Below are 17,021 nucleotides of genomic sequence, written 5' to 3'. Positions count from 1 at the left end.
TGCTGGCCGCCCGAGAGCGTGGACGCGCGCTGAAATGCATAGTCGTCTATACCAACCTGGGCAAGCGCTTCCAGGCCCTGGCGCACTTCGCCGCGCAGGAACCAGCGGGTCAGGCTGCGCCACAGCGGCACGCGCGGCAGCATGCCGGTCAGGACATTGGTGATGACCGGCAGGCGGCCCACCAGATTGAATTGCTGGAACACGAAACCGATGCTGGCGCGCGCGGCGCGCACATTGCGGCTCAAGCGGCCGTTCTGCTGGATCTGCTGGCCATTGACCTTGACGCTGCCTTGACCCGGGTCTCCGGCGACAAAGCCCGCCAAGTGGCGCAGCAGCGTGGATTTGCCCGAGCCGGATGCGCCCAGCAGTGCCACCATTTCCCCGTCGGCCACTTGCAGGCTGACGTTGTCCAGCGCCTTGGCGCCGGCATGGAACGTCTTGCTCAAGTTCTGCACTTCGATGGCGTACGTCATCGTCTGATCCCCTTGTCTGTGTTCATTGCGGCATTCTGTTTTCGCCGCATGACAGCGCGATGACCTGAGGATCGAATCATTTGCCGGAAAATAAGGGGTCAGCAACAGACTGAAAGACCTGCGTCATAAATGGCCCGGCCGGCGCGTTGCGCGGCCTTGCGGCGCGGGTATATTCGAAGAGTTCTCCCCACTTGCCTGGCGCTCATCATGATCAAAGGTTCCTGCCTGTGCGGCCGCGTTGCTTACGAGATCAACGGCCCTCTCACCGACGCCCTGAATTGCCACTGCGTCATGTGCCGCAAGTCCCACGGCGCAGCGTTCCGCAGCCGAGCGTCGGTTCAAGCCTCCGATTTCCGATGGACGAAGGGCGAGAACCACGTCACCTGGTATGCGTCGTCGCCGGGCAACTACCGCGGCTTCTGCGAAGCCTGCGGCACGCCGCTGCTCAGCCGCTTCGACCAGACGCCGGATACCTACGGCCTGCCTCTGGGCGCGCTGGATGACGATCCTGGCATCAAGCCCTCTGCGCATTGCCACGTGGCCGACAAGGCCCCCTGGTTCGACATCACGGACGCCTTGCCGCAGCACCCGCATGAATTCCAGGGCGCAGGCGAGACCCGCAAAGAGGCCGTTACCTAAAAATTCAACCAAGTGGTTGAATTTGGTTGGGCGCTGATATATATTCAACCTTATGGTTGAATTTATCCCCGTTCCCGCTCTGGATGCCGTCTTTCGCGCGCTGGCCGACCCCACGCGCCGGGACATGCTGCGCAGTCTGGCGCAAGGGGATCAGACCATCGGAGAGCTGGCGGCGCCCCTGCGCATGAGTTTTGCCGGCGCCTCCAAGCATGTGCAGACCCTGGAACGCGCCGGCCTGATCCGGCGCACCATCCACGGCCGCACCCATGTGTGCAGCCTGAATCCGGAACCCATGGCCGAGGCGATGGAATGGCTGCGTTTCTATGAACAGTTCTGGGCGGGCAGACTGGATGCGCTGGCATGCGCACTGGCCTCCCATCCCGCCCCGCCCCTAGGAGAGCAACATGAGTGATCACGGCGTCGTCCTGGATCCCACGACCCTGCGCTTTACCCGCCAGCTTCCCGCCAGCGTGGAAACCGTATGGGCGTTCCTGACCGAATCCGAAAAGCGGGGCCGCTGGCTGGCCACCGGCGACATGGAACTGCGCGAAGGCGGCGGCGTGACCCTGCGTTTCGTGCACGCCGATCTGTCGTCCGTCGCCGAACCCACGCCGGACCCGTACAAGGCCTACGAGAACGGCGTCACGACCCATGGCGTGATCACCCGCTGCGAGCCGCCCCGGCTGCTGGCGTTCACCTGGGGCGGATCCAAGGGGGAACCGTCCGAAGTGACATTCGAGCTGTCGGCCCAAGGCGAAGGCACGCTGCTGGTGCTGACGCACCGCAAGCTGAACTCCCGCGACGACATGGTCGACGTGGCGGGCGGCTGGCACACCCATCTGGGCGTGCTGTCGGCCAAGCTGGAGGGGCGCGAACCCGGCCCGTTCTGGTCGGCGCACCACCGCTGGGAAGCCGACTACCAGGCGCGCATCCCCGGGGCGTAGAGTCGTTCAGTAGCAACTATCACGGCGCAGCGGCAGATAAATACTGGCTAATCGCTGCGCTTTGCAGTAACATAAGTCCGTGATTTTTCCGCAAAAAACCGGGCTTCGGTCACTCTGCGTGCCAACCTGTATCCCTTCGGGTCACCCCCAAGATACTCAGGCTGCCCCCGGTTTGGTTGAGATTATTACGAACGGCGCCGCAGCATTATTGTGCCGCCCGGCGTTGCAACAATCGCCCCCACCCGCTTTCTCCGGCGCTGTGCGCTTGCACGGCGCCGCGACCAAGCCGCGCACCGCGCGCATATTGCCCACGCTGCGCGAGTATCCGTCATTTCAGACATCCACTAGGGATGCCGTGGCCCTTACCCGCGCTTGCCCGAACGTTTTACGTTCAAACCGCTGGACCTGGTTATTTGAGTCCAACGCGCTTGCCGCCTCGCGCGGCGCGTCATGCCGCCGGCCTGGCTGCGCGTATTGATCAAGGAGTAGTGAATGGCTAAAGAAGAACTCATCGAATTGGATGGCATCGTTGACGAAGTGCTGCCCGATAGCCGCTACCGCGTCAAACTGGACAACGGCATCGAAGTCGGCGCCTACGCCTCCGGCCGCATCCGCAAGCACCGTATCCGCATCCTGGCAGGCGATCGCGTCACCCTGGAAATGTCGCCCTACGACCTGACCAAGGGCCGCATCAACTTCCGCCACAAGGACGAGCGCGCTCCCGCTCCGCATCGTCCCCAGCAGTACCGCCGTTAAGCCAGGGCTCCAGGGCCGGCCCGAGGCCGGCTCCCTGCCCCGATTTCGCGCGGGCTGCTTAAGCCCGAACCGCGACATGCCGTAATGCGTGGAACGTCCGTTCGTGAAAGAATGGCGCGCTTGCCAGGCGCAATGTCTGGCGGGATACGCATGAAGCAAGATGGATCTTAAAGAAGAGTTGCAAGCCGCCGCCGACCAGCTTTCCCTGGCACGAAGAAAATTCGTGAAAGGGGAGGAAGGCCTGCGCCTGCTCAACCAGTCGCGCGAAGCGTTCATCAACAGCCTTCGCAATACCGGCCTGACCTACGCCGAAGCCAAGATCAAGTACGACAACTGCCTGGATGAGCAGGAAGCCCAGCAACACCATGTGCGCCAGCAGATGGAATATGCCGAGCGGATGCACCAGTTCGTGCTGAACAAGATCGCGCAGCAGACCGCCACGGCCTGACGATCAGGGCTTGAACGCCCCGATGAAGATGGCGGGATCGACCCGCGCATCGTTCAGGCTGACGTTCCAGTGCAGGTGCGGCCCGGTCGCCCGGCCCGTCGCCCCCACCTTGCCCACCACCCCGCCTCGCGGCACCTCGTCGCCCACTTTCACGTCGATGGCCGACATGTGGCAGAACATGCTGACAAAGCCCTGCCCGTGGTCGACGAATACCGTCTTGCCATTGAAGAAGTAATCCCCCACCAGCACGACCACGCCCGCCGCCGGCGCCTTGATCGGCGTGCCCGCCGGCACGGCGAAGTCCAGGCCCGAATGCGGATTGCGTTCCTGCCCGTTGAAAAAACGGCGCAAGCCGAACGGGCTGGACAGGCGGCCGCCGCTGACCGGGCGGTCCAGCAGCAGGTTGCTGGGCGTGACGCCGGCCCGGTACGTCCGGTTGGCCGCGCTTTGCTCGGCCATCTCGCGTTCGATGCGCTTCATGTCGTCCGGATTGGGGTCGACCTGGCGCGGGTTCTTCAGGGTGATGTGCTGCGCCACGTATTCCTTGGCGCCCACCTTGAATGGCAACTTGCGCTGGCCCTTTGCGTCGCTGACCACCACCTGCTGTTCGCCGGGCTTCACGCTGAGCGGAATGCCGACCACGGCGATCCACTGCTTGCCCTCTTCCCGCACGACCAGCACGCGCCGGTCCAGGAAGCTCACCTCGGGTGCGCGGTCGGCATCCCCCAGGGCCAGGACGGCCACGCCGCCGGGCACGGGCGCATTCAGTTTGCGCGAAATGAAGCCTTGCTGCGCTTGCGCGCGCGCGGGCAACCCGAAGCTGACGGCGGCAGCGGCCAGACCCGCCCGCAAGACCGCGCGGCGATTGAACATGGCGCTTACAGGCACAGGTTCGCCGGTTCGATGATGCTTTGGTCGCGGCGGGCGATGCGCGTGGACAGGCGGGTTTCGGTCTTGCCCTTCCAGGTCGTGGTCGTCAGCACGGCTTCAACGCCCAGGCTGTCTTCCTGGACCAGCTCGAATCCGTTGCGCACGGCGTTCTGCTTGAAGTTGACGCCCTGGTTCTTCCAGGCGTTGGCCACACACGTGGTGTAGTCCTCTGCCGTGCGCTGGGTCGAGCCGTAGAAGACGGGGTCGCGCTGGCGCACGTCTTTGACATTGGCGCAGGCCGTCAACGCGGCCAGGACGGTAAGGGACAGGGCGAAACGAACCTTCATGACGGTAAGACTCTCAAGCAGGAGGGGTGGACAGGGGCGGCCAAAACTATAACGCAGCAGCCGTTCAGGACTGCGGTGCGCGGCGGGCCGATTTGGGGCGGAACGCGTCGATGACGCTGGGCTGCGTCTCGGCGTAGGGGCCACCGATCAGGTCGATGCAATAGGGGATGGCGGCGAAGATGCCCGGCACCAGCACGGCCCCGTCTTCGCCCTTCAGCCCTTCCAGCGTCTCGCGTATGGACTTCGGCTGGCCGGGAAGGTTCACGATCAGGGCGGCGTGGGACGGGGTTTCGCGGATGACGGCGACTTGCCGCGACAGGATGGCGGTGGGCACGAAGCGCAGGCTGATCTGGCGCATCTGTTCACCGAAACCGGGCATTTCCTTGGTGGCGACGGCCAGCGTGGCCTCGGGCGTGACGTCGCGCCTGGCCGGGCCGGTGCCGCCGGTCGTCAGCACCAGGTCGCAGCCGCAAATGTCCACCAGTTCGATCAGCGTCTCGGAAATTCGGGCCGGCTCGTCCGGAATCAGCCGGTCCACCGCCTGCCAAGGCGAGGCCAGCGCGGACCCCAGCCATTCCCGCAGGGCTGGCAGGCCTTGGTCCTGATAGGTGCCGGAGGAGGCGCGGTCAGACACGGACACCAGGCCGATGATCAGGTCGTCGGGATGGCGGCGGGCGATTCGGGTCGTGGCGGTCATGGGCGGTTGCGTCTTGGAAGGGGATAAAAGGCGTATTCGGCGCCGGAGGACGGCGCACGGCGCGGTCAATCATGGAAATCCAGAAGAACCGCGCGATGTCGATGCTATCGCATTCTTTCCCAGGAGGAAGCGCGCATGCTGCCGGGCCAGGCCGCTCGGGGCTGTCGCAAAAATGCGAATTGGCCCCGCCCCCGGTTTCTCGCGCTTGTTTCGGTCATACGCGCTGGATAACATCCGCTAACAATCTAATCCGATATCGCGCCCGGCCTCCCCGCCCCATCCATGTTCAAACGCACTCTACGGCAGCATGCGCTGGCCGCGGCGCTGGCCCTGTCTGCGGCCGCCGCTTGCGGCTGGTGGGCCTGGCATTCGCTGGCGCTGAAAACCGAACCCGTGCCCGCAGCGGCCCCGGGGATCTATATCCCGAACCTGGGCAACACCCTGCAGGACCAGACGCGCAACCTCTCGCGCATGAGCCAGGCGCTGCGCACGGGCGACCGGCTGGTGATCCTGGGGTCGTCCGAACTCACCAGCAACGACCTGCGCTTCGTGCCGTACCGTTATCTGGCCGACGAGTTGCAGATGCCCGTGCTGGCTTACGGCCATTCGGGCTTCCAGTCCCTGGGCATGCAATTGGTGCTGGCCGCGCTGGCCGATGACCTGTCTCCGGCATCCCGCGTCGTCGTGATGCTGTCGCCCGGGTGGTTCGATGGCGATGGGGGATTGGGCGCGGACGAACTCAAGGAGCACGCCAACCCGCTGCTGCCGCGCCTGGTGAAGCAGCCCGAAGGCCGGGCGGCGCTTGCGCGCTGGATGCGCGACAAGGGCGATGCCGGCGTGGCCTGGTCCATGGTGGCCGAGCAGGCCTATGTGTTCCGCCAGCGCCTGGTGGACCTGTGGACACCCGCCTATGCGGCGCCGGCGCCCGAACGCGAACGCGAAGGGCCGGCCGCCGCCGCTCGCGTGGTGGACTGGGATCTGCTGGCCAGCCAGGCCCAGGAGGCCGAACAGAGCCAAATGGGCGGCAACCGCTACGCGGTCCGCGACGAATTCTTCAATAAATACCTGCGCGCGATTCCCGAGGGCGGCAAGACCGCCTACCAGCCCCAGCCGCTGACCGGTCGCGACGAACTGCGGGAATTGACGGCCCTGATGGCGCTGCTGCGCCAGCACGACGTGAATGCGCTGTTCGTGATGCAGCCGCTGCACCCGATGGTCTTCAAGGACCTGGCCCGCTTCGAACCCATCCAGCGCGACGTGGCTGCGCTGTGCCAGCGCTACGCGATGACGTGCATGGACATGTACAGCGCCCCCTTCGAAGTCGGCATGCTGCGCGACGTGCAGCACCTGGGCGAACTGGGTTGGCTGCGGGTCAATCAGAAGATCGCCCAGGTATTCCGGCCATGAGAGGCGCCCGCAAATGAAACGAACCCTTTGGCTGTGCCTGCTGTATCTGGGCGTCCTGGCGGTGATGCTGATCCAGGCCGATACCTCGGCCAATCTGGGCAAGCCCATGGAAATCGAGTTCCAGTACTCGAAGTTCTGAATCCGGCGGTTCCTACGGGGCGGCAGTGGTTTTCCGACGCAACCAGGGTCAGGTCACAAATCTGCAATAATCGGCTCCTCTCGCCGGAACCTCGCCCCCCGCCTCCATGTTCGACCTCTTCCATGGCCTAGATCTCTGGGTCGGCCTCAGTCTTGTGCTGGCCCTGACATTCGTCCTGGCCTTCGAATTCATCAACGGCTTCCACGACACGGCAAATGCCGTGGCCACGGTCATCTACACCAAGGCCATGCCGCCCCATCTGGCGGTGGTGCTGTCGGGCATCTTCAACTTCCTGGGCGTGCTGCTGGGCGGCGTGGGCGTGGCATACGCCATCGTCCACCTGCTGCCGGTGGAACTGCTGATCAATGTGGATACCGGCCGCGGGCTGGCCATGGTGTTCGCCATGCTGGCCGCCGCCATCGCCTGGAACCTGGGCACCTGGTATTTCGGCATCCCCGCTTCCAGCTCGCACACCCTGATCGGCTCAATCCTGGGCGTGGGCCTGGCCAATGCGCTGATCACCGACCTGCCGCTGGCCGATGGCGTCAACTGGGGCAAGGCCGTCGATATCGGGCTGTCGCTGGTGGCCTCGCCGATCGCCGGATTCCTGGTGGCGGGCGGCTTGCTGCTGCTGCTCAAGCGCTGGCTGCCACTGTCCAAGATGCACAAGACGCCGGATCAGCGCCGCGCGATCGACAACAAGAAGCACCCGCCGTTCTGGAACCGCCTGGTGCTGGTGCTGTCGGCCATGGGCGTGAGCTTCGTGCATGGCTCCAATGACGGCCAGAAGGGCATCGGCCTGATCATGCTGGTGCTGATCGGCATCGTGCCGGCCAATTTCGTGCTGGACACGACCAGCACCACCTACCAGATCGAACGCACCCGCGACGCGGCGAACCACCTGAGCGTGTTCTACCAGCGCAACGAAGCCATGCTGGGCGACTTCCTGGCGCTCAAGCGCTCGGACGCCACCACCGAACTGCCGCGCAATTTCCGCTGCGACCCGGAATTGACCACGCCGACCATCGCCGCGCTGCAGGCCGACCTGGCCGGCGTCAGCAACTACGCCGACCTGTCCGCCGAAAAGCGCATCGACGTGCGCCGCTACCTGCTGTGCCTGGACGATACGGCCAAGAAGGTCTCGCGCATCGAAGGGCTGCCCGCCCGCGAACGCGCCGACCTGCAACGCCTGCGCGCCGACCTGACCGCCACCACCGAATACGCGCCCTTCTGGGTGATCGTGGCCGTGGCCCTGGCGCTGGGTGCGGGCACTATGGTCGGCTGGCGCCGCGTGGTGCTGACGGTGGGCGAAAAAATCGGCAAGCAGGGCATGACGTACGCCCAGGGCATGTCGGCGCAGGTAACGGCGGTGGCCGCCATCGGCCTGGCCAACGTGTTCAGCCTGCCGGTATCCACCACCCACGTGCTGTCCTCCGGCGTGGCGGGCACGATGATCGCCAACAAGACCGGGCTGCAGGGCAATACGGTACGCAACATCCTGCTGGCCTGGGTGCTGACCCTGCCCGCGTCGATGGGGCTGGCGGCCGGCCTGTTCTGGATCGGCGTGCAGATCACCGGCTGATCCCCCCGGGCCGTGCCGGCTATCTGCACGGCCCGCGCAACACTCTGGCTACCGCGCCAGGCTGTTTCCCGCCCCGGCCCGCGTCTACCATGACGCCATGGCGACTCAGACCCCCACCCTGCATTACATTTTCGACCCGCTTTGCGGCTGGTGCTATGGCGCTGCGCCGCTGGTGGACGCCGCCCGCGGCATCACGGGGCTGGCGGTTGCCGCCCATGGCGGCGGCATGATGACCGGCAGCAACCGCCAGCCCGTCACCGACGCGCTGCGCCGCTACGTGATGCCCCACGACGAACGCATCGCCGGCCTCACCGGCCAGGTCTTCGGCAAGGATTACTTCGACGGCCTGCTGCGCGACGCGGGCGCCGTCTTCGATTCCGAACCGCCCACCACCGCCGTCCTGGCCGCCGACACCCTGGCCGGCCGCGGGCTGGACCTGCTCAAACGCCTGCAACAGGCGCACTACGTGCAGGGCCTGCGCATCGCCGACCCCGGCGTGATCACGGCCCTGGCCCGCGACATCGGCCTGGACGGGGACGCTTTCGACGCCGCCTACGCGGCCGCCCAGGGCGCCGCCACCGCCGCGTACATCGCCGATAGCCGCAAGCTGCTGGCCCGCGTCGGGGGCACGGGCTTTCCGACCCTGGCGCTGGAGCAACAGGGCGCTTATGCGCTGCTGGAGCCCAGCCGCTACCTCGGCCGACCGGCCCAGTGGCAGGCGCACCTGCGCGAGCGCATCCAGGGCCGGGCCTGAGCCCAGGGCGCCGGCGCGGTCAGCCCTCTTCGATGTCGCCGTCCCGCTGCAAGGCCCGGTGCATCGCCGGGCGATTGCCCAGCCGCTCGACATAGGCGCCGAACACGGGCGATTCCGGAATCACCTTCACCTGCATCATGTATTGCAGGGAACCGCCCAGCACGATGTCGACCGCTGAAAAGTGGCTGCCCAGAAAATAAGGGCGCGCTTGCAGGACCCGGGTCAGCACCTGTTCGACCTCGTCGGCCGAACCCCAGCCGGGCGCGCCCCCTTCATGCGGCCGCTTGAACGCGCGCTCGACCATGGCCGGTTCAAACACGCCGGTGGAATAGGACAGCCAGGTCAGATAGGGGCCGCGATCCGCATCGCCCACCAGCGGCCCCAGTCCCTTTTCGGGGAACAGGTCCGTCAGGTACAGCGCGATGGCCGGGGTTTCAAACACCGGCACCCCGTCGTGCACCAGCGCCGGCACCTTGCGGTGCGGATGGATGTCGATGTAGTCCGCGGGCATGTGGCCCGCGCTGTCGGTGCCGCGGATGGACACCATTTCGGTGTCGTACGGCACCCCAAGTTCCTCAAGCAACCACAGGACCCTGAACGACCGCGAGCGCGGCGCATGGTAGAGCGTAAGCATGATCGGCCTCCTTGGGAGTCCGATCATTTTGCCTGGGCGGCCTCAGCCCGCCAAGGCCAGCAACACCCCGTATCCGCCCATGCCCAGCAACACGGCAACGCCCGTGTTGCTGACCAGGCGCGCAGCCACGCCCGTAACGACCAGCCCCCCCACGTAGGGGGCGATGCGGGCGGCTTGCGTGCCCGCGTCCAGCAAGTCCGGCACGATGACGGCCGCCGCGATGCCTGCCAGCAGGCTGGGACCCAGCGCGGCCAGGGCCGAGCCCTCGCGCGACAGGTGCCGCAGCAGGCGGCTGCGTTCGGACAGCATGAAGGGCAGCGCCCGCGTCAGGTAGGTGATCACAGCCATCGCGATCACCGCGCCCCAGAAACCCAAGCCGTCGGCGTTCATGCGGACCTCTTCAGGCGATAGGCGGCGCAGCCGATGACCGCGCCGATCAGGATGGCCAGGCTGGTGTGACCCATCGCGGCCACCACGCCGGCGCCCGCCACCGCGGCGATGACGGGCAGGCCCATGCCGCGCTTGGCGCTTTGGCACACCAGCGCCATGAACAGCGCCGGCAGGGCGAACCGCATCACCTGGGACAGCATGGGGTAATGGCGTTCCAGCCCGTCGCCGGCATAGACGCCGACGGCGGTACCGGCGATCCAGGTCAGCCAGGCGCCCAGGCCCAGCGCGATCATCCAGCCCTGGCGATGCCCGGCAGGCACGCTTTGCAGGCGGTTGAACGCGGTGGCGAAGACTTCATCGGTCAAGAGAAAGGCGACCTTCAGGCGGTCGCGCAGCGCCGCCGGCAGAAAGCGCGACAGCAAGGGGCCGTACAGCAGATGGCGCGCGTTCAAGAGTGAACACAGCGCCACCACCCACAGCCAGGGCGTGCCGGCCTTGATCGACGCCAGCAGCAGGAACTGGCTGGCGCCGGCGTACACGAATACGGAAATCAGGATCACTTGCAGAGGGGTCAAGCCTGCCGCGACGCCGGCGATGCCGAACGTCACCGCCACCGGAAAGTAGCCGATCATGACCGGCAGGCAGGATTTGAGCCCATCGATGCGCGCGCTGCCCGCCAGGGCATGCGCGGGGGAGGAAGACGTCTCCAAGGTGCTTTTCGCTTGTTTGTTGTGGCAAGGCAAGCGCGTAGTTTACCCACCCTGTTTTCCCCGGGCCGGGGCCCTGTCAGGGTTCCGGCGCGCCCAGCGCCCGCAAGTGCGCTTTCAGGCGCCGCACCTCCTGGCTCAGGTCCAGGATCAGCGCCACGGCGTCCAGGCTGGCGCCGAAATCGTGCTCCAGCCGGCGCGCGTGCAACGCGCGCTGCAGGTCGACGCTGTAGAAGCACCACTGCTCGGGCTGCGGGCCGCTGGCGTTGACGATGCCCACTTCGACCAACTGGGCGACCCATTCCACTTCCGCGCCGCAGGCGCGGGCCAGGTCGTCCGCGCTGAGCGGCTGCGATTTGCCCACGACGGTGGCGCTGGTGATGACAAGCTTGTTCATGGTCAGACCCCCAAGTGGCGCCGCGGGTTGAAAGGCACATCCTGCTGCAGCTTGCGGTAGGCCGCGCGCGCGGCCTCGCTATCGGCCGGCGGCAACACAAGGTCCAGCACCAGGTACAGGTCCCCCGGCGGGTCGCCGGGTATGCCGCGGCCGCGCAACCGCAGCTTGCGTCCGTTGCCGGAACCGGCCGGGATCGATACCTCGACCGTGCCGCCGGGCGTGGGCGTATCCACCTGCGCGCCCAGCGCGGCTTCCCACGGGGCGACGGGCAGCGTCATGTAGAGGTCGCGCCCTTCGGCCCGGTAACGCGGGTGTGGCTTGAAGCGCACTTCCAGGTACAGGTCGCCGTTTTCCCCGCCGCCATAGCCGGGCATGCCCTGCCCGGCCAGGCGGATGTACTGGCCTTCGCGCACGCCCGGAGGAATGCGCACACTGAGGGTGCGGGTCTTCATGTGGGGATGGCCCTGGTCGTCCATCTCCATCGACCTCAGGCTGATGTCGCGCGTGGCGCCCTTGAGCGCATCTTCCAGGTCCACTTCGATGGCGGCGTGGTGATCGTCGCCGCGCGCGCGGAAGTCTTGCTGACGCGCCCCGCCCCGCTGGCCACGGCCACCGAACAGCGAGGAAAAGAACTCGCTGAACTGAGCCTCGTCGCCAGGCGCGGCGCCGCGGTGGAACTCGAAACCTTCGTCCCAGCCGGGCGGCGGCTGGAAGCCGCCATCGGACGACACGCCGGCCGCCAGATTGTCGTAGGCCTGGCGCTTTTCCTGATCGCGCAAGACGTCGTAGGCTTCGTTGACGTCGCGCATGCGGGCCTCGGCGTCGCTTTCCTTGCTGACGTCGGGATGATATTTGCGGGCGAGCTTTCGGTAAGCGCGCCGGATCTCGTCTTCGGTGGCGCCGCGTTCCACCCCGAGAGTGCTGTAGTAGTCCTTGAACTCCATGTTCCAGCTCACCTTAAAGGTTTCGGCCGCGTCGGGCGGTGCCGCATCCGGCCTTGAATATCAAGAAGATAGGGGTTACGGACCGATTTTTCAATGCGCAAAATCAGGCGGCGGCAAGCGTGCATAATGTTCGGTTGCCCCGTCATCCGGGGGCATGGCCGGCAACTCGCGCTGGCCAGGATCAGCTACAGGAACCGATCGTGCTGGAAATCATCGACGTCGACTTCTCCAATCCGGAACATGGCCGCCAGGTGCTGGCCATGCTGAACGAATACGCCAGCGGCCCCATGGGCGGCAATTCCCCCCCTGCCCGCCTACGCGCAGCAGAACCTGATCGCGGAACTGGCCCGCCGCCCGACCGCGCACGCCCTCTTGGCCCGCGTCGACGGGCAGCCCGCGGGCGTGGCGATCTATCTGGAAGGCTTTTCCACCTTTGCCTGCCGGCCGCTGATCAACCTGCACGACCTGGGCGTATCGCCCCGCTTTCAGGGGTTGGGGGTGGGCAAGCAGTTGCTGGGCGCGCTGGAAGAACGGGCCCGCCAGATGGGCTGCTGCAAGATCACGCTGGAAGTGCTGGAAGGCAACGCCGTCGCCCAAGGGCTGTACCGAAAATTCGGCTTCGAGGGCTACGCGTTGGACGACACCACCGGCCGCGCGATGTTCTGGCAAAAGAAACTTGTAGCCTGAGTGGCGTAGTATCCAAGTTTTACCGGTCGGTTTTCCCTCACCCCTCCGTCCGGACCTTACCGCAGGATTCACGATGAAGATGAGCAACATCCCCTTCGGCACCACGGACTGGTCCGAGGTGGAACGCACCGAACACGCCGGCGATACCGGCATGGCCTACTGGCGCACCCGCCAATTCGGCGACCTGCGGGTCCGCATGGTGGAATACACCGCGGGCTACCTGGCCGACCATTGGTGCAGCAAGGGCCACATCCTGTTCTGTCTGGAGGGCGAGCTGCATACCGAGCTGGAAGACGGCCGGCAGTTCGTCCTGACCCCCGGCATGAGCTATCAGGTGGCGGACCAGGCCGAGCCCCACCGCTCGTCCACCGCCACGGGCGCCAAGCTCTTCATCGTCGACTGACGCGTCGGCGCGACACGCGAAATTGCAATTGCGTTACGCTTTGCAATTCATGCGGCGCGCCGCCAGCCGTCGGATCCGCACCACCCACCACGACCCCGCCAGACCGGAGACAAGATTTGGGCGCCCCGATTACGCTTTACGTCGATTCCCTGTTTCTCAGCCCTTACGCCATGTCGGCCTATGTGGCGCTGACTGAAAAGAAATTGCCCTTCGAAGTGCGCCCGATCGATCTGGAAGCGGGCGAACAGCGGATGCAGCCGTACCAGTGCCGTGCGCTGACGGCGCGCGTGCCCGCGTTGACGCACGAAGGGTTCAACCTGACTGAGTCCAGCGTCATCGCCGAATATCTGGAAGACACGTTTCCCGCGCCCGGGCATGCCGCGCTGTACCCCCAGGCCACGCGCGAGCGCGCTCGCGCCCGCCAATTGCAGGCCTGGCTGCGCAGCGACCTGGCTGCGCTGCGCCAGGAGCGCCCTACCGAGACGGTGTTCTACGGGGCTGCCGGCCAGCCGCTGTCCGACGCGGCCCACGCCGCCTCGGCCAAACTGATCCAGGTGGCCAGCTACCTGATCGGAGTGGGCCAGACATCCTTGTTCGACGAATGGTGCATCGCCGACACGGATCTGGCGGTCATGCTCAAGCGCCTGGCGCTGGATGATCTGCCCGACTCGTTGCGCGCCTATGCCGATGTCCAATGGCAACGGCCCTCCGTCCAGCAATGGCTGGAGCACAACGCCGCGGCGCGCGCCTGACGCCCCACGGAGCCGCGATGCAATTGCTGGATCACGTCTCCATCGCGGTTTCCCGCCTGCCCGACGCGCGGCCGTTCTATGACGCCATCATGCAGGCGCTGGGCGCGGCCAAGGTCTATGACGAGGCCGACGCCGTCGGCTATGGCGAACGCTGCGGCCCCGGCGACAGCGGGCACACCTACCTGTCCATCCTGGCGACGCCAGGCCTGGCGCCGGACGCCGGCGCCAGGCGCCATTGGTGTTTCAAGGCACCCGACCGCGCCGCCGTCGACGCCTTCCACGCGGCGGGCCTGGCCCACGGCGGCCGCGACGGCGGCGCCCCCGGATTGCGCGAGCACTACCATGCCCAGTACTACGCCGCCTTCCTGCTGGACCCCGACGGCAACCGCGTGGAAGCCGTCTGGCACGGCACGCGTTGACGCTCCGTGTCCCGCAACGATTTCGCAAGATTCGCAAGAAAGCTGAAAGAAGGGACAGTTAGCGCCCGAATTTGACCGGCATCAAACCTTTCCATGTTGCGACGCAGCATTCGATGCGGTGTAATGGGGAGGTCAACTCGGCCGGTTCCACTCGGGATCGGCCCGGCGGCCTTCCGCCGTCGGGAGCAACTTACAGGAGATCGCCATGGCCGAATCCGGCAACGATCGCGTCCCCACCCCGTCCTTCAATCCCTGGACGGCCGCCTACGAATATGCCGTGGATGCCTGGCAGCGGGGCGTGCTCTACGCAGACGTGCTGCGCCAGCGCGGCAACCAGTACCACGAACACATGGCCAAGCGCGCCCCGAACGTGCTCAGCATGGAATTCGAGCTGGTCCTGGATGGCCGCGAATTGCCGCGCCCCGTCAACTACGGGCTGTTGCGCATCAAGCCGCCGGCAGACGTGGAAACCGATCCGATCAAGCGCCCCTTCCTGGTGGTCGACCCGCGCGCGGGCCATGGCCCGGGCATCGGCGGCTTCAAGCCCGAAAGCGAAATCGGCGTGGCGGTGCGCGCCGGCCATCCCTGCTACTTCGCGACCTTCCTGCCCCAGCCCATGCCCGAGCAGACCGTCGAAGACGTGATGATGGCCGAAGCGCGTTTCCTGGAAGAGATCATCGCGCGGCACCCCGACGCGGAGGGCAAACCGGTCGTGGTGGCCAACTGCCAGGCAGGCTGGCAGATCATGATGACGGCCGCCATCCGCCCTGAGTTGTTCGGCCCCATCATCGTGGCCGGCGCCCCGCTGTCCTATTGGGCAGGCTGGCGCGGCATGAATCCGATGCGCTACGCCGGCGGCCTGCTGGGCGGCAGCTGGCTCACGGCGATGACCAGCGACCTGGGCAACGGCAAGTTCGACGGCGCCTGGCTGGTGCAGAACTTCGAAAACCTGAATCCGGCCAACACCTTGTGGTCCAAGCAGTACAACCTGTACTCCAAGGTGGACACGGAAGCCGACCGCTACCTGAGCTTCGAGAAATGGTGGGGCGGCCACGTCTTCCTGAACGGTCCGGAAATCCAGTACATCGTGGACAACCTGTTCGTGGGCAACCGGCTGTCCACGGCAGGGCTCGTGACCTCCGACGGCATCCGCATCGACCTTCGCAACATCCGGTCGCCGATCGTGGTGTTCTGCTCGAAGGGCGACAACATCACCCCGCCGCCGCAAGCGCTGGGCTGGATCCCCGACCTCTACCAGAACGAGGCCGAAGTGCTGGCGCACGGCCAGACCATCGTCTACGCCGTGCATGAAAGCATCGGCCACCTGGGCATTTTCGTATCCGGCAGCGTAGCCCGCAAAGAGCACCAGGAATTTACGTCGAACATCGACATGATCGACGTACTGCCCCCGGGCATCTACCAAGCCGAGATCGCCGACAAGACGCCGGACACCGCCAACGCGGACCTGGCTTTCGGCAACTACGTGCTGTCGTTCGAACAGCGCAAGCTGGACGACGTGCGCGCCATCGTCGACCGCAAGGAAGAGGACGACCGCCGCTTCGCCGCCGTGGCCCGCATCTCGGACATCAACCTGGGCATGTACCGCAGCTTCATGCAGCCGTGGTTGCGTGCGCTGGTCACGCCGCAGTCCGCGGAATGGAGCCAGCGCCTGCATCCGCTGCGCCTGCCCTATGAACTGATCTCGGACCGCAACCCGGTCATCGCCCCCATCGCCAAGATCGCCGAGCAGGTGCGCGAACAGCGCCAGCCGGTCTCGCCTTCCAATCCTTTCCTGATGGCGCAGGAAATGTTCTCGAACTGGGTCGAGACCAGCCTGAACATCTGGCAGGAACTGCGCGACTCCGCCGACGAACGCACCTTCATGGGGGTCTACGGTTCCCCGCTAGTGCAAGACTTGGCCGGCCTGGGCGCGCAATCCGGCCCTCCGCGCAAGCATCCGGGCGTGTCGCCCGAACACCGCCGCTTCATGGAAGAACGCGCCGCCGAATTGCGTTCGATGGTGCAGGAAGGCGGCCTGCGCGTGGCGGCGATCCGCATGCTGCTGTACGTGTCCGGCGCCGAAGGCGGCCTGGATGAACGCAGTTTTGCACTCATCCGCAAGATGCGGGCCGAATCCGACAACGCGTTGACCTTGCAGGAATTCAAGGACCTGACGCGCGACCAGGCTTTGATCCTGACGCTGGATTCGGATGCCGCCCTGCTTGCCATGCCGCACCTGCTGGAAGACTCGCCGGCCCCGGCGATCCGCGACGCGTTGGAAACGATGAAGCGCGTGCTGGAAGCGGCCGAACCGCTCAGCCCGGCGGCCCGCGAAAGCCTGGACGAGATGGAACGCATTTTCGTGGCGGCGGAGCGCCGTGCGCAAAAGCGCGATCACGCATCGGCGCCGGCCAGACTGCCGGCACCGGCCGTGGCACCGGCGCCTTCCGTGCCTGCCCTGAAACTGGTCCAGGCCGCCGCCGACGTGCCCGCCAAGAAGGCGCAACCGCACCACGCGGCGGCCGAATCGGCGGCAGCCGAGGTCGCGAAAGGCGTCACGACCAAGACCCCGGCAAAACGGACGGCCAGACCGGCACGCAAGCCGGCGACGACGGCCGCCGCGAAAACCGCC

At 66.2% G+C, this 17,021-nt stretch carries 22 protein-coding genes and 1 pseudogene; 14 read left to right on the top strand and 9 right to left on the bottom strand.

Annotated features, from left to right (window positions below; all coding sequences use genetic code 11):
• The coding region (locus ACO6D5_RS23100; RefSeq protein WP_485826656.1) for an ATP-binding cassette domain-containing protein at positions 1-473 on the bottom strand (473 nt) is incomplete at its 3' end.
• Between the two features lie 207 nt (positions 474-680).
• On the opposite strand from ACO6D5_RS23100, the gene ACO6D5_RS23095 reads away from it, so the two are divergent.
• The 5 genes from ACO6D5_RS23095 to ACO6D5_RS23075 all read left to right on the top strand — a co-directional run bounded on the left by ACO6D5_RS23095 (position 681) and on the right by ACO6D5_RS23075 (position 3,260).
• Positions 681-1,112 (top strand): GFA family protein, encoded by a 432-nt coding sequence (locus ACO6D5_RS23095; RefSeq protein WP_315527697.1) that lies wholly within the window; start codon positions 681-683, stop codon positions 1,110-1,112.
• A gap of 52 nt (positions 1,113-1,164) precedes the next feature.
• Complete coding sequence (locus ACO6D5_RS23090) at positions 1,165-1,524, top strand: ArsR/SmtB family transcription factor (RefSeq protein ID WP_485826655.1); 360 nt, start codon at positions 1,165-1,167, stop codon at positions 1,522-1,524.
• Positions 1,517-2,056 carry an SRPBCC domain-containing protein gene (locus ACO6D5_RS23085; RefSeq protein WP_315527699.1) on the top strand — a complete coding sequence of 180 codons (540 nt, stop codon included), beginning with the start codon at positions 1,517-1,519 and terminating at the stop codon, positions 2,054-2,056. The genes ACO6D5_RS23090 and ACO6D5_RS23085 overlap by 8 nt, the downstream gene beginning before the upstream one ends.
• Positions 2,057-2,548: 492 nt before the next feature.
• Positions 2,549-2,812, top strand: coding sequence for a translation initiation factor IF-1 (gene infA / locus ACO6D5_RS23080; RefSeq protein WP_006221179.1), 264 nt, complete (start codon positions 2,549-2,551; stop codon positions 2,810-2,812).
• Positions 2,813-2,972: 160 nt separating this feature from the next.
• Positions 2,973-3,260, top strand: a complete 288-nt coding sequence (locus ACO6D5_RS23075; protein WP_315527700.1) for a hypothetical protein — start codon at positions 2,973-2,975, stop codon at positions 3,258-3,260.
• A gap of 3 nt (positions 3,261-3,263) precedes the next feature.
• Here ACO6D5_RS23075 and ACO6D5_RS23070 read toward each other — a convergent pair whose 3' ends face one another.
• The 3 genes from ACO6D5_RS23070 to mog all read right to left on the bottom strand — a co-directional run bounded on the left by ACO6D5_RS23070 (position 3,264) and on the right by mog (position 5,174).
• Positions 3,264-4,133 carry a peptidoglycan DD-metalloendopeptidase family protein gene (locus ACO6D5_RS23070; RefSeq protein WP_485826654.1) on the bottom strand — a complete coding sequence of 290 codons (870 nt, stop codon included), beginning with the start codon at positions 4,131-4,133 and terminating at the stop codon, positions 3,264-3,266.
• A 5-nt stretch (positions 4,134-4,138) separates the two neighbouring features.
• Positions 4,139-4,477, bottom strand: coding sequence for a hypothetical protein (locus ACO6D5_RS23065; RefSeq protein ID WP_315527702.1), 339 nt, complete (start codon positions 4,475-4,477; stop codon positions 4,139-4,141).
• A gap of 64 nt (positions 4,478-4,541) precedes the next feature.
• Positions 4,542-5,174 (bottom strand): molybdopterin adenylyltransferase, encoded by a 633-nt coding sequence (mog, locus tag ACO6D5_RS23060; protein ID WP_485826653.1) that lies wholly within the window; start codon positions 5,172-5,174, stop codon positions 4,542-4,544.
• Between the two features lie 282 nt (positions 5,175-5,456).
• Between mog and ACO6D5_RS23055 the strand changes: the two genes are divergently transcribed.
• The 4 genes from ACO6D5_RS23055 (at position 5,457) to ACO6D5_RS23040 (ending at position 9,056) form a co-directional block, all read left to right on the top strand.
• Positions 5,457-6,581, top strand: coding sequence for a D-alanyl-lipoteichoic acid biosynthesis protein DltD (locus ACO6D5_RS23055; protein WP_485826652.1), 1,125 nt, complete (start codon positions 5,457-5,459; stop codon positions 6,579-6,581).
• 13 nt (positions 6,582-6,594) lie between these two features.
• On the top strand, positions 6,595-6,720 hold the full coding sequence (locus ACO6D5_RS23050; RefSeq protein ID WP_006222760.1) for a hypothetical protein: 126 nt from the start codon (positions 6,595-6,597) through the stop codon (positions 6,718-6,720).
• A gap of 106 nt (positions 6,721-6,826) precedes the next feature.
• On the top strand, positions 6,827-8,302 hold the full coding sequence (locus ACO6D5_RS23045) for an inorganic phosphate transporter (protein WP_315527709.1): 1,476 nt from the start codon (positions 6,827-6,829) through the stop codon (positions 8,300-8,302).
• A gap of 97 nt (positions 8,303-8,399) precedes the next feature.
• Positions 8,400-9,056 (top strand): DsbA family protein, encoded by a 657-nt coding sequence (locus tag ACO6D5_RS23040; protein WP_315527711.1) that lies wholly within the window; start codon positions 8,400-8,402, stop codon positions 9,054-9,056.
• 19 nt (positions 9,057-9,075) lie between these two features.
• Here ACO6D5_RS23040 and ACO6D5_RS23035 read toward each other — a convergent pair whose 3' ends face one another.
• The 5 genes from ACO6D5_RS23035 to ACO6D5_RS23015 form a co-directional block, all read right to left on the bottom strand.
• Entirely contained in the window at positions 9,076-9,690 is a 615-nt protein-coding gene (locus ACO6D5_RS23035) for a glutathione S-transferase family protein (protein ID WP_088591131.1), read from the bottom strand.
• A 42-nt stretch (positions 9,691-9,732) separates the two neighbouring features.
• Positions 9,733-10,080: an AzlD domain-containing protein gene (locus tag ACO6D5_RS23030; protein ID WP_006222756.1), complete on the bottom strand. Its 348-nt coding sequence runs from the start codon at positions 10,078-10,080 to the stop codon at positions 9,733-9,735.
• The gene (locus ACO6D5_RS23025; RefSeq protein WP_424625161.1) at positions 10,077-10,790 is read right to left on the bottom strand and encodes an AzlC family ABC transporter permease; all 714 of its coding nucleotides are present in this window, start codon (positions 10,788-10,790) and stop codon (positions 10,077-10,079) included. Before ACO6D5_RS23025 ends, ACO6D5_RS23030 begins: the two co-directional genes overlap by 4 nt.
• 76 nt (positions 10,791-10,866) lie before the next feature.
• A complete protein-coding gene (locus ACO6D5_RS23020) occupies positions 10,867-11,184 on the bottom strand; it encodes a chaperone modulator CbpM (protein WP_485826651.1) in 318 nt (105 codons plus the stop codon).
• Between the two features lie 2 nt (positions 11,185-11,186).
• Entirely contained in the window at positions 11,187-12,128 is a 942-nt protein-coding gene (locus tag ACO6D5_RS23015) for a DnaJ C-terminal domain-containing protein (RefSeq protein ID WP_315527735.1), read from the bottom strand.
• Between the two features lie 200 nt (positions 12,129-12,328).
• On the opposite strand from ACO6D5_RS23015, the pseudogene ACO6D5_RS23010 reads away from it, so the two are divergent.
• The 5 genes and pseudogenes from ACO6D5_RS23010 to ACO6D5_RS22990 all read left to right on the top strand — a co-directional run.
• Positions 12,329-12,815, top strand: a pseudogene (locus ACO6D5_RS23010) (GNAT family N-acetyltransferase).
• A gap of 73 nt (positions 12,816-12,888) precedes the next feature.
• Entirely contained in the window at positions 12,889-13,218 is a 330-nt protein-coding gene (locus ACO6D5_RS23005; RefSeq protein WP_006222750.1) for a DHCW motif cupin fold protein, read from the top strand.
• Positions 13,219-13,334: 116 nt separating this feature from the next.
• Positions 13,335-13,970, top strand: coding sequence for a glutathione transferase (gene yfcF / locus ACO6D5_RS23000; protein WP_315527715.1), 636 nt, complete (start codon positions 13,335-13,337; stop codon positions 13,968-13,970).
• A gap of 17 nt (positions 13,971-13,987) precedes the next feature.
• The gene (locus tag ACO6D5_RS22995; RefSeq protein ID WP_485826650.1) at positions 13,988-14,389 is read left to right on the top strand and encodes a VOC family protein; all 402 of its coding nucleotides are present in this window, start codon (positions 13,988-13,990) and stop codon (positions 14,387-14,389) included.
• A gap of 205 nt (positions 14,390-14,594) precedes the next feature.
• The coding region (locus ACO6D5_RS22990) for a DUF3141 domain-containing protein (RefSeq protein ID WP_485826649.1) at positions 14,595-17,021 on the top strand (2,427 nt) is incomplete at its 3' end.

The organism is Achromobacter sp. (genome assembly GCF_057314935.1).
The sequence above is the reverse complement of the archived record's forward strand: the minus strand, read 5'-3'. Positions and strand labels throughout refer to the sequence as shown.

Bases quoted from the DNA above. Each gene is read 5' to 3' on its own strand.
- ACO6D5_RS23070 (WP_485826654.1), bottom strand. From the start codon at position 4,133: ATGTTCAATCGCCGCGCGGTCTTGCGGGCGGGTCTGGCCGCTGCCGCC.
- ACO6D5_RS23015 (WP_315527735.1), bottom strand. From the start codon at position 12,128: ATGGAGTTCAAGGACTACTACAGCACTCTCGGGGTGGAACGCGGCGCC.
- ACO6D5_RS23085 (WP_315527699.1), top strand. From the start codon at position 1,517: ATGAGTGATCACGGCGTCGTCCTGGATCCCACGACCCTGCGCTTTACC.
- ACO6D5_RS23090 (WP_485826655.1), top strand. From the start codon at position 1,165: ATGGTTGAATTTATCCCCGTTCCCGCTCTGGATGCCGTCTTTCGCGCG.
- ACO6D5_RS23050 (WP_006222760.1), top strand. From the start codon at position 6,595: ATGAAACGAACCCTTTGGCTGTGCCTGCTGTATCTGGGCGTCCTGGCG.
- ACO6D5_RS23045 (WP_315527709.1), top strand. From the start codon at position 6,827: ATGTTCGACCTCTTCCATGGCCTAGATCTCTGGGTCGGCCTCAGTCTT.
- ACO6D5_RS23075 (WP_315527700.1), top strand. From the start codon at position 2,973: ATGGATCTTAAAGAAGAGTTGCAAGCCGCCGCCGACCAGCTTTCCCTG.
- ACO6D5_RS22995 (WP_485826650.1), top strand. From the start codon at position 13,988: ATGCAATTGCTGGATCACGTCTCCATCGCGGTTTCCCGCCTGCCCGAC.
- ACO6D5_RS23030 (WP_006222756.1), bottom strand. From the start codon at position 10,080: ATGAACGCCGACGGCTTGGGTTTCTGGGGCGCGGTGATCGCGATGGCT.
- ACO6D5_RS23020 (WP_485826651.1), bottom strand. From the start codon at position 11,184: ATGAACAAGCTTGTCATCACCAGCGCCACCGTCGTGGGCAAATCGCAG.
- ACO6D5_RS23040 (WP_315527711.1), top strand. From the start codon at position 8,400: ATGGCGACTCAGACCCCCACCCTGCATTACATTTTCGACCCGCTTTGC.
- mog (WP_485826653.1), bottom strand. From the start codon at position 5,174: ATGACCGCCACGACCCGAATCGCCCGCCGCCATCCCGACGACCTGATC.
- ACO6D5_RS23055 (WP_485826652.1), top strand. From the start codon at position 5,457: ATGTTCAAACGCACTCTACGGCAGCATGCGCTGGCCGCGGCGCTGGCC.
- ACO6D5_RS23005 (WP_006222750.1), top strand. From the start codon at position 12,889: ATGAAGATGAGCAACATCCCCTTCGGCACCACGGACTGGTCCGAGGTG.
- ACO6D5_RS23065 (WP_315527702.1), bottom strand. From the start codon at position 4,477: ATGAAGGTTCGTTTCGCCCTGTCCCTTACCGTCCTGGCCGCGTTGACG.
- ACO6D5_RS23035 (WP_088591131.1), bottom strand. From the start codon at position 9,690: ATGCTTACGCTCTACCATGCGCCGCGCTCGCGGTCGTTCAGGGTCCTG.
- infA (WP_006221179.1), top strand. From the start codon at position 2,549: ATGGCTAAAGAAGAACTCATCGAATTGGATGGCATCGTTGACGAAGTG.
- ACO6D5_RS23095 (WP_315527697.1), top strand. From the start codon at position 681: ATGATCAAAGGTTCCTGCCTGTGCGGCCGCGTTGCTTACGAGATCAAC.